The sequence below is a fragment of the Nonomuraea sp. NPDC049378 genome (genome assembly GCF_055586745.1).
Window position 1 is genome coordinate 123,172 of record NZ_JBVJHP010000011.1, and the last position, 14,056, is coordinate 137,227.

The following is a 14,056-nucleotide window of genomic DNA, read 5'->3' on the forward strand; positions in this document are numbered from 1 at the left end:
TTGTCGCCCGAGTCGTTTGACACCCAGAGTACCGCGTCAAACGGAAGTTGACAGCATTATGCCTGACCTGCATCTATGCGTTCGGTCCTCGAGTCCTTGTCGAAGTCTCTTGCGGGCTGCCCGGAACTTGTGTCACTCTCTGGGAGCATGACAGGCGGAAGCTCTCCTTTCGTCTCATCTCTTTCGCAATGCAGTTCTATCCTTCCGTTTCACCCCCACAGCCGTCTGGGCTCTGCGAGAGCACGCCTTCTTTTCTACGGATGAGGTTTGTTCAGCGCGCCCGGGCTTCCCCTGAAACAGTTAGGAGTCGGCCGCGCGATGGGCAACGTAGAACGTTCCGTGCTTGATGTGGTCCGCAACCAGTCGGCGCGTGTCCTGGAGACGTACCGGATCGACCCAGGTCTCATCCAGGAACATGCGAACAACGAGCGCCGCATCAAGGAGGGCGGATACGGCGATCGGCAGATTTACGAGTTGGTCCAGAACGGCGCCGACGAACTCCGGGACAACCCCGGTGGCCAAATCGCCGTCGTGCTGACGACATCGCATCTGTATTGCGCCAACCAAGGGTCGGCCATCACGCCCGACGGGGCCGACACCATTCTCCGCATGGGCGTTTCCCGGAAGCGGGGAGGACAAATCGGGCGATTCGGCGTGGGTGTCAAGTCGGTGCTCAGCGTCACCGACGTCCCGGAGTTCTTCAGCGCGGAGGACGACAAGAGCTTCGGCTTCGATCGGGACTGGGCGGCCGAGAGGATCAGGACGGTGCAGCCCACCGCCGCCGAGACACCGGTGCTGCGCATGGCGCGTCCCCTGGACCGGGATGCTGCGGCAGCGGCCGATCCGATCCTGGCCGAGCTGCTGGGGTGGGCCACCACCGTCGTACGGCTTCCGCTCAAGCCCACGGCAGTCAACCGCCTCGGGCGCGACCTCACGGAGTTCCCTCAGGAATTCGCGCTGTTCTCGGCGCACGTGGGCACGGTCACGTTGCAGGACCGCCGTACGTCCAAGCCCGTCGTTCGTCAGATCTCCCACCGCGTGCAGCGCGGCCTGCACAACCTTCAGGTGGAACGTTCCGGGAAGAAGGCGACGGTCGACAGCTGGCGGGTGTTCTCCCGGACGCACCGGCCCTCCGCCCAGGCTTTGGCCGAGGCCGGCGAATTGCACGACCGCCCCGAGATCGACGTGTCCTGGGCGGTGCCCGTGGGTCGCATGGAGGGGCGGGGAAGATTCTGGGCCTTCTTTCCCACGAACTACGAGACCACGTTGCGGGGCATCATCAACGCACCGTGGAAGACCAGCGAGGACCGCCAGAACCTGTACAACAACAACAGCTTCAACCATGAACTGATCAAGGTGGCAGCCGAGCTCATCGTCGATTCACTGCCCGAGCTCAGCCGTGACGACGACCCCTGCGCATGTTTGGACGCGCTGCCCGCACGTGGCAAGGAGGAGCCCCAGTGGGCAGCCATGGAGCTGGTCAGGTCGATCTGGTCGGCCGCGGCCAACCGGCCGACAATACCCGACCAGGACGGGGTGTTCGGCACCGTCTCCACCGTTCATCTGCATCCGGACAAGCTGCGACCCGAATGGCTGGAACTCTGGGCCGGTCATCCGGGCCGCCCTCGGAACTGGTGCCATCACTCGGTCGACAGCGGCCAGTACCGCCGGGACAAGGTCGGCTACATCCAGGCGGCCGCCGGCGTGATCACGAAGAACGCGAAGGAATGGCTGGAAGCGCTGTTGGAGGACAAGTCCCCCCAGGCCTCCGCACGTGCCATCAAGATTGCTGCCGAGATGCGGCGGCACGGGCACCCCGGGGCGACGGACGCGCTCAAGGCGCGCATCGTGCTCACCGAGTCCTTCGGCCTCGTGGCACCATCGGGGCGGGTCTTCCGGCGTTCGGGCAGCGATGGTCTGGTCGACAACACGGTGTACGTCGACGAGCGGGTGTACGCCGGCGATCCTGCCGCGGTCCTGGCGTTGAACGAGCTCGGGGTGCACGAGGCCGACTACCAGGGCCGGTTCGCCTCTGTCGTGGAGCAGGGGTTCTCCAGCTACTCCGACAAGGACTGGGCCTCCTTCTGGGAGTTGTCCCGTCTCGCAGGCCCGGCGGGCACCCTCACCGCTCTGAAGAGCACGGACATCAAGACCGAGGAAGAGCTCAAGGTCAAGACCGCCTCCGGAGACTTCCGCCGGATTCGCGAGTGTCTGCTTCCTGGCCGTGTCGTCCCGGCTGACGGGTCCCGTGACGCCCACATCTCGGTGGACGTCGACTTCCATCGCGACGACCGGGTGATCCTGCGTGACCTCGGCCTGCTGGACGGACCGAAGTCGGGGGTCGACCCGAGGAGCGAGCCGTGGTTCACCCGGTACACCCAGACGCTCTGGGAGGGTTACTGTCGTAAGCTGTCGCCCTCCGATCACCGCCCCATGCACACGACGATGAACTTCGACGGAAGCAACCCCGCAGGACCGCTCGAGTTCCTGTGTGAGCTGTCCGAGGAGGGACGCGCGGCATTTCTCCAGCAGCTTCCGGACAACGGCCTGGTTCATCACTGGACGATGCAGGTCGGCAAGCAGGTCGCCACCCGGAAGACGGTGGTCTCACCGCTGAGGTGGATGGCTCGCAAGCACGGCTACCTCGAGACTTCCCGCGGTCTTAAGCCGGTGACGCACGCCGTGGGGCCCGAACTCAGGAGGTACGAGCACGTCCTGCCCGTCGCCAGGGTCTCCCCGGCGGTGTCGAACATGCTCGGCCTGCCACACGCACTCGGCGAGGTCAAGTCCTCGACATGGGCTGAGCTGGTCGAAGAGGCCGCCACGTCCACCGACGACGCCTTCGCCGGCAGGGTTTACGCGCTCATCTTCGAGGCCGACGCCAAGTGGCCAGAGGGTGGGGATACACGCTGTCGCCTGGGCTCGGAGTGGCGTACGGACATCCCGGACGGCGAGATCGCGGTCACTGCGGACCGCACGCAGTACGAGGCCCTTGTCAGGGAGCAGATCCCTGCGCTCCTGGCTCCTTCTGCCGAGGCCGCCGGCCTGATGCGCGAGCACTGGAGGATGCTGGCTCCGGACGACGTCATTCAGAAGGAACTGCGCTGGGTCGAGCAGTCGGAGGCCGTTCCCCTCACCGATGAGTTCTCCCATCTGAAAATCGTAAAGAGGGCTCAGACCGAAGGCTGGTCACTCGTGCGATGCGACGAACTCGAAGAAGTCGTTCGTACGCCGCACGGCGCACGCGCCGAGGTCCTCCCCTCTGCCGTGCAGACGGAGGAGCACAAGGTGCTCGTCCTGCGTCCGGCGAACGACGAGGCGACGTTGGCTGAGATCGACAAGGTGCTCAAGCTGGGCCTGGGCTCCGGTGGATGCCGCGGCGTGCTGGAGCGCCGCAGGCAGCAGCGCAACAACGAGCGGATCAAGAAGGCCCGCGAAGCAACGGACGTGGCGGACAAGGTGCTGCACCTCGTGGGAGTGGACGCGCTGAAGAAAGGGCTGCCTCAAGGGTTGTTGGAGATCGACGAGGTGGAGCGCGGCAGGCCGGCCGACGACCGGCGGATCGCGACGCTCGCGCACAACGCCCACGGCACCGACCTGCTCCGTGTCTACCGCAAGGACATCGAAGCGAACCTGCCGGAGGCGGCAGCCAGCTTCCGCGGCGACACGAACTCGGTTCGCCTCGTCAACGACCTCGGGCTGTCCGAGTCCTACGCGGGGACCAGAGGCGAGACCCTACCTCCCGTCCAACGGGTCAGCGGCCCCACCGCCTTCCCCCGTCTGCACGACTATCAGGAGCGCCTCGCGCAGAAGACCTTCGACCTGCTCACCCGCTGGGAGGCGCCCAGGGCCATGCTGTGTCTGCCCACCGGTGCCGGCAAGACTCGAGTAGCGGCCGAGGCCATCATTCGCGTGATCAAGGAGCGGGGGCTCGACGGCAAGCCGGTGCTCTGGATCGCGCAGAGCGAGGAGTTGTGCGAGCAGGCGGTACAAAGCTGGGCCTTCGTCTGGTCCAAGGTGGGCCCGGCGGAGCAGTTGACGATAAACCGGCTGTGGTCGAGTCGTGAGGCCGCCGCGAACAAGGAGACCGTCCACCTGGTGGTGGCCACCGACGCCAAGCTCGAGACCTGCCTCGACAAGCCCGAGTACGGCTGGCTCAGAAACGCCGCGCTGGTCGTCATCGACGAGGCTCACTTCTCGATCACGCCCCGGTACACGGACCTTCTCAAGTCCCTGGGCATCACTCACCGCGAGTCGTCCCGACCGTTGATCGGACTGACCGCCACGCCGTACCGGGGGTTCAACGAGATCGAGACCAACCGGTTGGTCGAGCGGTATGGGCGCACTCGACTGGACGAGGGCATCTTCGGCGGCGACCCCTATGCCGAGCTTCAGGAACTGGGGGTGCTCGCCCGGGTGGAGCACCGCGAGCTCAAGGGCGCCACAATCGAGCTCAGCGAGGAGGAGCTGAAGGCCACCTCGGGCTTCCAGCGTGGACGTCTGCCCGCCTCCGTGGAGGAGTCCTTGGGACAGGACACCGACCGGAACAACATGTTGATCAGAGAGATCGAGGCGCTGCCCGTCGACAGCCCGGTGCTGTTGTTCGCCACCTCCGTCAACCATGCCAAGTTGATGGCGGCATTGTTGCGTGGCCGCGGCATCTCCGCTGCCGCAATCGACTCCGCTACCCCGGACTCCGACAGGCGTGCCCACATCGAGGAATTCAGGACGAGGAAGATTCGGGTCCTGACCAACTACGGCGTGCTCGCCCAAGGGTTCGACGCGCCGGCGACCGAGGTCGTCATCGTCGCCCGACCGACCTACAGCCCCAACGTCTATCAGCAGATGATCGGACGCGGACTGCGTGGCCCGCTCAACGGCGGCAAGGAGACCTGTCTGATCCTTGACGTGACGGACAACATTGTCAACTACGACAAGAAGCTGGCATTCACCGGCTTCGAATATCTGTGGAGCCGGAGATGAGCGAACTCAGGCTGACACCCGAGCAGCAGGCTGTGGTCGCGCAACCGGCGGATGCCCTGGTACTTGTCACCGCCGGGGCCGGTGCTGGCAAGACGTACACGCTCGTCCGGCGCTTGGACCGGTTGATGGCGCAGGAGGAGCTGAGCGCTGGGGAAATCCTTGTGCTCACCTTCTCCCGTGCCGCCGTGCGCGAACTGCGCGAGAGGCTCGCCCGCCACGGTGACGGCGTCCGCTTCCTCCGCGCCCAGACGTTCGACTCCTGGGCGCTCGACGTCCTCAGGAGGGTCGACGCCACCACCGAGTGGCAGCACCGGTCGTTCGAGGCGAGAATCGAGGGCGCGCGCCAGGCGGTCGAGGACGGCTTGGCCGACGATCTGTTCGAAGATCTGCGGCATGTCGTCGTCGACGAGGTTCAGGACCTCGTCGGGTCCCGGCGGGACCTCGTGGAGGTCCTGTTGGAACGGTTCGACTGCGGGTTCACGGTGGTGGGTGACCCGGCGCAGTCGATATACGGGTTCACCGTTCCGAACCCTCAAGAGAGGGCGGGCGAGACCAACCGGTTCTTCGACTGGCTGCGCGCCACCTTCGGAGAAGATCTGGTCGAGCTGCACCTCACCGACAACTTCCGGGCCCAGACCGAGGAGGCGCGCATCGCGCTAGAGATGGGTCCACTGCTCAGGGGCATCACCGAGAAGGGCATCGACGAGACGTCGCTGCACCACGGCATGCTCCGCAACAAGCTGCGGGACTCACTCAACCTGGGTGCTCTGGAGGCGTTCTCGTTGGAGGCGCTGCGGGACTACGGCGGCACCACGGCCGTGCTGTGCCGTACCAACGGGCAGGCGTTGGTGGTTTCGGCAGAGATGCACCGCTTCGGCATCCCACATCGGCTCCAGCGTTCGGCGGGTGACCGCGTCGCTCCTGCCTGGTTGGCGTCCCTGTTCGCTGCGACGGACGGGGCGAGCCTCAGCCGCGACAGGTTCGACGAGATCGCGTTGTCGGAAGGCGAGAACCATGACCGGTTGTGGAGGCACCTCCAGCGGACGGGCGGGGTGCGTGGTGGAGACCGGCATCTCGATCTGGCAAGACTTCGCGCGGCCCTGGCGGGAAGTCGGCTGCCGGACGAACTTACCGCCCAGCCTCCCTCTCGTCTGTTGGTGTCGTCATTCCACCGCGCCAAAGGGCTGGAGTTCGACCGAGTGGTCATCGTCGATCCTGGTCCGCTCGTCCCCGAACGGGACGAGGACCCCGCCGAGGCGGCTCGCCTGCTCTACGTGGCGATGACAAGGCCGCGCAAGGAGTTGCTCTGGCTCGACCCTGTCGACGTCCGCCACCTTCGCATCGATCGCAGCACCGGACGATGGGGCCGATACGGGTTCCAGTACTGGCGTCGGGACGGTATGGAACTCATCGCCGGTGACGTCCATGCAGATCACCCCGCCGGTACCCGGGACTTCTCGTGCGAGGCCGGCGAGCTTCAGGACTATCTGCGGACGAAGGTCCTGGCTGGCGGCCAGGTGCTTTTGAAGCGGCTGGAGACCGACGCGCTCGAGACAGAGCAGAGCCCGCCCTATCTGATCATGTATGAAGGCCGCCCTGTCGGGACGACCTCGGAAGGATTCAAAGCCGATCTGTACCGGCATCTGAAGACCAGCAAGAGCTTCGTACCGCGGAACTGGCCCCGGTCGATCGACGAAGTCTTCGTGGACGGCCTCGAGACCGTCGCGGGCAGCGAATCGGCGGGCATCCGTGCGGGTCTTGGCCCCCACGGCGTTTGGTTGGTGCCGAGACTCGTCGGTCTTGGCCGGTTCACCTGGGACAAGAAGGAAGATGCCGGTGACGAAGCACAGTGAGCACTACCGGTTCCGCAGGGAGATGGTCAAGCGGCTTCGGCTCGATCTGCTGGGACCTGTGGATGGAGCGGCGGAGACGCTCGACGACCTTCCCACGACCTCTTACGCCGCCGGCATTCTCTTTCCGCCGCAGCAAGACGAGGAGCGGTTCGCGGGACGCCACGACGCCGAGGAACTGCTCGAACGGGCCGACGCGGAACGGCTAGTCCAGCAGGACAACGATCAGGCGCCTGCCCTGCTTCCCGTGGACGAGACGCCCGACACAGGGGTCTCACTCGCCAACAGCCTCGCCCCGTCCTCGATGGGACTCACCTTCGGTGTCGATGCCGCCCTTGCCCCCAAGATCCGCGTGGCAACTTCAGCGGCCGTGTACGAGCCCGTGGACGTCGACGGCAATCCCACCAAGGCCCAGCGCGCGGTGCGACGTACCACCGACGAGCAGAAGCTGCGCTGGCGGCGGCGCGTCCTGGAGCTGCCGATCGTGGAGGTGGACGTCACCGACCCCGGCTCGGTCGTACAGCCTCTTGCGCCGGGTCTGCAGCTCCGCGTCAGGGTACGACCCGCGGACGCCGACACCGGTGCGGTATCGGTGACCGCGGCTCTGCTCAACGTGCACGAGTGCGATCCGTACGAGTTGCAGGACCCTTTCTGCTTCTTCCAGCCTGAGCTGCGGGTGTCGAATACGGAGGAGGGAACGAAGGCCCTGGTGGAGCGGCCGGTCCCGGTGGGGGCTGACGAGGATGAGATTCGCGCCAATCGCCTCCTGTACCGCTACGCGCCCTCATTCGCCGTCGGACACGGCTGCGCGGTCGACTGGGACTGGACTCCCCCGGCTCCTCGTTCCGAGGAACTGCTGCGGGGAGCGCTGGCCCGTGTCTCCGAGATCTGGACCACTTTCGTACCCGCCAAGGAGATGCTACTGACCGACTCCAACCCGGAGATCGACGCCTCCGGGCTGGGCATGCTCTATCTGGCCCAGGCCCCCGACGCGGACGTCCTGGCCTCGCTTCGCCGACTGGCTGCTGGCTATCGCGCCTGGATCGCCGAGCGCGCGGAGGAGGCGCTGCTTCTTGCCGACACGGAGTACGGTACCGCCGCGGCCGAGCAGGTACGGCAGTGCGAAGGGACATGCGACCGGGTGGTCGCAGGTATCGAGACGTTGCAGAACGACCCTGTCGCCATGACCGCCTTCCGGGCCGCCAATCAGGCGATGGCGCTGCAACGGGGGCGGACCAGCTGGATCAAGTCCGGCCGGACCGGGGATGTGGTGCTCGACGGCGCCTGGCGTCCCTTCCAGATAGCGTTCATGCTGCTCTGCCTCAACGGCATCGTCGATCCGGACCACGACGACCGCCGCGAGGCCGACCTGCTCTGGTTCCCGACCGGCGGTGGCAAGACCGAGGCCTACCTGGGGCTCATCGCCTTCACCGTCTTCCTCCGGCGGCTGCGGAACGGAGCTCAGGGCGGCGGGGTCACGGCGCTGATGCGGTACACGCTTCGACTGCTGACACTGCAACAGTTCGAGCGGGCCGCGGCGCTCATCTGCGCCATGGAGACCATTCGCCACAAGCGGCCCCAGGAATTCGGCCACGAGACCATCTCCATCGGCATGTGGGTGGGCAACGCCGCCACGCCGAACCGCCTCAAGGAGGCAGAGGCTGGCATCAAGAAGCTGCGCGAGGGCGGTGAGCTTCAGCAGGACAATCCTGTACAGCTACGCGCATGCCCATGGTGCGGGGTCGAGATGGACGCCTGGCACTACGAAGCGGACGCCACGACCTCGCACATGCGGATCTTCTGCCCCAACCAGGACTGCGACTTCCGCGAGGCGCTGCCGGTCCATGTCGTGGACGAGATCATCTACCGGGTGCGGCCGACACTCCTCATCGCTACTGTCGACAAGTTCGCGCAGATCGCCTGGCGCGAGGAGGTCGCCTCGCTCTTCAACCAGGATCTGGCGGGAACACCAGGGCCGGAGCTCATCGTCCAGGACGAGCTTCATTTGATCTCCGGCCCTCTGGGCACACTTACCGGACTCTACGAAACCGCGATCGACGCCGCCGCGGACCAACCTAAGGTGCTCGCCTCCACCGCAACCATCCGCAAGGCGAAGGACCAGGGCCTCAAGCTCTTCAACCGCCGGGTGCGGCAGTTCCCGCCCGCCGGCTTGGACGCGCGAGACTCCTGGTTCGCCGTGGAGACGCCCGCCGAGGTGAAGGCGTCGCGTCTCTATGTCGGTCTGCTGACACCGAGCACCAGTCAGGCCACTCTCCTGATCCGGGCCTACGCGGCGCTCCTGCATCATGCCGAGAAGATCGAGGGGGAGGAGAACGTCCGCGACGCCTATTGGACGTTGGTGGGCTACTTCTCCAGCTTGCGTCTACTCGCCGCAGCGGAACTGCAGGTTCTGGACGACGTTCAGGACCGACTCAAGCACCTCGCCAAGGACGACGAGGAACGAACCCGACCCGCCGACCACCTCGCCGAGCTGACGAGCCGGGTTAAGTCGAGCGACATCCCCAAGCGGCTCAAGGACCTGGAGAAGGGGCTCACCAACAGCGAGCCCTTCGACACCGTGCTCGCGACCAACATGATCTCCGTGGGGGTCGACGTGGACAGACTGGGGCTCATGGCGATCACGGGCCAGCCGCAGACCACGGCCGAGTACATCCAGTCGAGCAGCCGCGTGGGACGTCGCGACCCTGGGCTCGTCGTGGTCCTCTACAACGCCGCTCGCTCACGGGACCGCTCGCACTACGAGAGTTTCATCCCCTACCACTCGGCTCTCTACCGCCAGGTCGAGTCAACCAGTGTCACGCCCTTCTCCTCACGTGCCCGCGACCGTGCGCTGCACGCGGTCCTCGTGGGCATGGGACGGCTCATCTATAAGGAGATGCGACCGAACGACGCCGCCCGCAGGGTACGTAAGTTCGGACATCGTCTTGAGGAGCTCAAGGACATCATCATGGCCCGGGTACGCGCCGTCGACCCCGACGAGGCCGAAGGCACCGAGTCCGACCTGGACTGGATCATCGACGAGTGGATCAAAATGGCCGACAACAACCCGGACCTTCACTACGAGGCGAAGAAGTCCTTCAAGCCGAGCGAACCGCGTCCCGCTGACTCCGCCCTGCTGCGTACCCACTCCGACGAGGACCTCACCGAGGCCTTCCCCACGTTGTGGAGCATGCGGGACGTGGACGTCGAAGCCGACCTCTATCTGGAGCGCTGACACATGGCCCTGCGCAACAAGCGCACGAGCGCACGTGAGAAGGAGATCAAGAAGTCGCCCATCGGCGCCGTACGACGCGCACAACTGATCACCACGTACGGGGTCGGTTCCTTGATCGCGATGGAGGACAAGTCGTACATCGTCAGCGGGCTCGATACCTGGAAGGACAACTCCCGCTGGGGTGGTGCGCTCTACGAGCCTCGGCTCCAGCACTGGCTTGGCGTCACCCACTTCCAGCTTCCGCCCGCCGACGTCCCCACCTCGGGCAACGGCGTCAAGGTGCGCATGTTCCCCACCATGTACTCCTGCGGAACGTGCCAGGTGTTGCAACCGTTCAGGAGATTCAACTCTCCCGAGAGCAAGAGCATCTGCGGGGCGTGCGAGAAGCCGTTGATCCCCTCCAGATTCGTGGTGGCCTGTGAGCAGGGACACCTCGACGAGTTCCCCTATTTCGAGTGGGTGCACAAGAAGACCGCGCCGGACGCCGCCAAGGAGCACCGTCTCACTCTGCACAGCACCGGCCGCACGGCTTCGCTGCGATCTGTCGTCGTGCGGTGTTCGTGCGGCAAGGAGGCCTCGCTGCAGGGTGCCTTCGGTCGTAGCGCGATGGAGGCGCTGGGCATCAGGTGCAGCGGGCGGCGCCCTTGGCTCGGACTGGGCACCGAACAGAACGGCTGTCCCGCCACACCACGCACACTCCAGCGTGGTTCGTCGGCCGCATGGTTCCCTATCAACCGGTCGGCCCTGTCGATCCCGCCCTGGTCCGACTCGCTCCAGCAACGACTGAACGAGCACTACGCGGCCCTCAACGGTGCCATCAACGACGGTGTTCCGGAACACGCAGTCCTCAACCTCATCAAGAACACCGGCATGCTGAAGAACAGCCGCTTCACGGCGAAGGAAGTGCTCGACGCTATCTACGACCGCCGGGCTCTGGAATCCAGCGCTCGACCTGATTCGGACGCCGAGGCGGGATTCGAGCCGGCCAACGAGCTCAGGAAGGAGGAGTACCAGAAGCTGTTCGACGGCACGGCGAACGCCGATCGTGGGGACGACTTCGAGTGTGTTCCGCCCGAACGAGACCGCGACGTCCCACCGCCTCCCGGTATCCAGCGTGTGATGTTGGTGAAGCGCCTACGCGAGGTGCGTGCCATGCAGTCCTTCACCCGGGTGGAAATGCCGGATCCGGCAGGAGGCGACACCCGGAAGGCAGCGCTCTTCACGGGCAACATCGACTGGCTGCCAGCGATCGAGGTGAGCGGTGAAGGCGTCTTCTTCACACTTGACCAGAATCTGCTCAGGCAATGGGAGAGGCGCCCGGGCCCGGTTCAGCGCGCCGGACTGATCAAGGAGAGGCACGAGATTCTGCTTCGCCGTCGCGCGAGAGGCGACCGGCCGCTGGATCAGGTGCGGTCTCCGGTCAGCCCACGCTACCTCCTGCTGCATACGCTGGCACACGTCCTGATCAATGAATGGAGTCTCGACTCCGGATATCCGGCCGCGTCCTTACGCGAGCGCCTGTACGTGTCCGACGACATGGCAGGCGTACTGATCTACACCGCGACCAGTGACTCGGCGGGCAGCCTGGGCGGCATCGTGGCCCAGGGCGAGCACCGCAGACTGCGGACGTCTCTCGCCTCGGCGCTCTCCCGCGCGTCCTGGTGCTCGCAGGACCCTCCCTGCATGGAATCCGAAGCCTCCGGCGTGGACAGCCTCAATCTCGCCGCCTGCTACGCATGCGTGCTCCTTCCCGAGACGAGTTGCGAAACCAACAACGTCTTCCTGGACAGGGCCGCGCTCGTCGGTACTCCGGACGATCCACAGACGGGTTTCTTCCAGAGCAGCCAGCAAGTACGTTGATCACGTGATCGCTCCCGGCCTTCGGAGGCCGGGAGCAGAAGGGGCGGAAGTGACGAGGCTAGGCATCCATCGTGACTTCCTCCAGGATTTCGTCCGCCTGGAGCGCTCCGTGCAGCAGAAGGTGGTCGACACGATCCTCAGGTTCGAGCACACCGCCAATGCGGGCGCTCACCTCGAAAAGATCAACGCTCGTGACAGCCGGCTGAAGAGCATCCGCATCGATCTGAAATACCGCGGCATCGTACTTGCACCCGAATCCGGTGATCAACACACACTGCTGCGGGTCGACACCCACGACGAAGCGTACGCCTGGGCTCGCAACTGTCGGCTGTCGGTGAATGCCGCCACGGGTCACATCGAGATTCGCGACGAGGAGACCATCGACACGGCTATCGCGAACCTGACTCGGGGCAGGCCTAGTACCGCCAAGCCGCTCTTCGGCCACGTCTCCGGCAGCGACCTCGCCCGACTCGGCATAGACGATCAGATCCTACGCTTCGCCCGGATGGTGACGGATGTCGAACTGCTCGAGACACTGGCCGGCACCCTGCCGCGTGGCCAGTACGACGTGCTGCTCGGGCTTGCCTCCGGCATGACCGTCGAAGAGGTCTGGAACGAGGTCGTCGGCTCCGTCGAGCCCGAGCTCTTCGATCCCGAGGATGTCTCGGCGGCGGTATCGCGCACTCCTGACCGGATCGCTCTGGTCGAAGGACCCGAGGAGCTGATCGAGCTGTTCTCGAAGCCCTTCGCCCGTTGGCGGGTCTATCTGCATCCGCTCCAGAGGGACGCGGCCTTGCGTTCCTACTCGGGTCCCGCCCAGGTCCTGGGCGGGCCGGGTACGGGCAAGACGGTCGTGGCTCTGCATCGGGCCAGGCATCTCGCGTCCAGGGGCGGGCGGGTCCTGCTCACCACGTTCACCTCCACACTCGCCCGGTCGTTGGAGGAGTCACTCCGACTGCTGGAGAACGACGACGAGGTTCTGTCCCGCATCCACGTATTGACCGTGGATCAGGTCGCACGCCGAGTCCTCGAACGTCACGACATACGCGTCGGCCTGCTGGGGAGAGACGAGGAGCGGGAATTGTGGCGTCGAGTCGTTCGACGCCGAGCATCCGCCTTCGGCGAGACCTTCCTGGCGGAGGAGTGGCGCCAGGTCGTTCTCGCCCAGAACGTGACCCATGCCGACGCCTATCTGTCCGCCCGTAGGACGGGCCGGGGAAGGCGGCTGGGGGGCGTACAGCGTGCCCAGATCTGGCGCGCGATCTCCGAGTTCGAGGAGCAGCTCCGCGCGGACAACCTGCACACGTACGAGACCATCTGCGCCGCTGCGGCGAAACTGCTGGATGCCAGCGAGAGCAAGCCGTACGACCACGTGGTGGTGGACGAGGCCCAGGATCTCCATCCGGTCCGGTGGCGGATGTTGCGGGCCGCCGTCGCGGAGGGGCCTGATGACCTGTTCATCGCTGGAGACACTCACCAGCGGATCTACGACAGCCGGGTGTCTCTCGGCTCCCTGGGCATCCATGTCGCCGGGCGGTCGACGCGTCTCACCGTCAACTACCGAACTACCGCCGAGATCCTCACATGGAGTTGCGCGATGCTGTCCGGCGAGCGGATCGAGGATCTGACAGGGGATCCTGCCGCACTCACCGGATGTCGTTCTGAGGTGCACGGCCCCGAGCCGGCTTCCTACGGCACCGCTACCCGCAACGCCGAGCTGAACCGTCTGGTGGAGACGGTGCGGGAGTGGCTCGATGCGGGCGTGCTGCCCGAAGAGATCGGAGTCGCGGGCCGATCGGCTCCGCTGGCGCAGGACGCGGCTGCAGCCTTGGAAGGGCGGGTCTCCCGGTGGAGCACCTGACTCGGGATCGGACCGGCGGCGAAGGTCGAGTCCAGACCATGACGATGCACAGGATGAAAGGGTTGGAGTTCCGCTGCGTGGCAGTGATCGGAGCGGGCTCCAATCTTCTTCCTCTTCCCCGTGCCGTCACTCCGTTGGCAGAGGACGCCGTGACTCATCGGGCTGATCTGCAACGAGAGCGTTGCCTGCTCTTCGTCGCCTGCACCAGGGCCAGGGAAAGGCTGACGGTCTCCTGGCACGGAGAACCGAGTCCCTTCCTCGCCTGAG

General features: G+C 65.6%; 4 protein-coding genes and 1 pseudogene. All 5 read left to right on the forward strand.

The features are described from left to right. Positions 1-318: 318 nt before the first annotated feature. Entirely contained in the window at positions 319-4,983 is a 4,665-nt protein-coding gene (locus tag ACZ6SA_RS24235; protein ID WP_465830557.1) for a DEAD/DEAH box helicase, read from the forward strand. Continuing rightward, entirely contained in the window at positions 4,980-6,836 is a 1,857-nt protein-coding gene (locus ACZ6SA_RS24240; protein WP_465830559.1) for a UvrD-helicase domain-containing protein, read from the forward strand. The genes ACZ6SA_RS24235 and ACZ6SA_RS24240 overlap by 4 nt, the downstream gene beginning before the upstream one ends. Next, complete coding sequence (locus ACZ6SA_RS24245; protein ID WP_465830561.1) at positions 6,814-10,068, forward strand: helicase-related protein; 3,255 nt, start codon at positions 6,814-6,816, stop codon at positions 10,066-10,068. Before ACZ6SA_RS24240 ends, ACZ6SA_RS24245 begins: the two co-directional genes overlap by 23 nt. Positions 10,069-10,071: 3 nt before the next feature. Then, complete coding sequence (drmB, locus tag ACZ6SA_RS24250) at positions 10,072-11,928, forward strand: DrmB family protein (RefSeq protein WP_465830563.1); 1,857 nt, start codon at positions 10,072-10,074, stop codon at positions 11,926-11,928. 49 nt (positions 11,929-11,977) lie between these two features. Further along, positions 11,978-14,055, forward strand: a pseudogene (locus ACZ6SA_RS24255) (UvrD-helicase domain-containing protein). The last annotated feature ends 1 nt before the right edge of the window (position 14,056 follow it).

Excerpts from the sequence above, each read along its gene's own strand:
- ACZ6SA_RS24235 (WP_465830557.1), top strand. The coding sequence starts at position 319 with ATGGGCAACGTAGAACGTTCCGTGCTTGATGTGGTCCGCAACCAGTCG.
- ACZ6SA_RS24240 (WP_465830559.1), top strand. The coding sequence starts at position 4,980 with ATGAGCGAACTCAGGCTGACACCCGAGCAGCAGGCTGTGGTCGCGCAA.
- ACZ6SA_RS24245 (WP_465830561.1), top strand. The coding sequence starts at position 6,814 with ATGCCGGTGACGAAGCACAGTGAGCACTACCGGTTCCGCAGGGAGATG.
- drmB (WP_465830563.1), top strand. The coding sequence starts at position 10,072 with ATGGCCCTGCGCAACAAGCGCACGAGCGCACGTGAGAAGGAGATCAAG.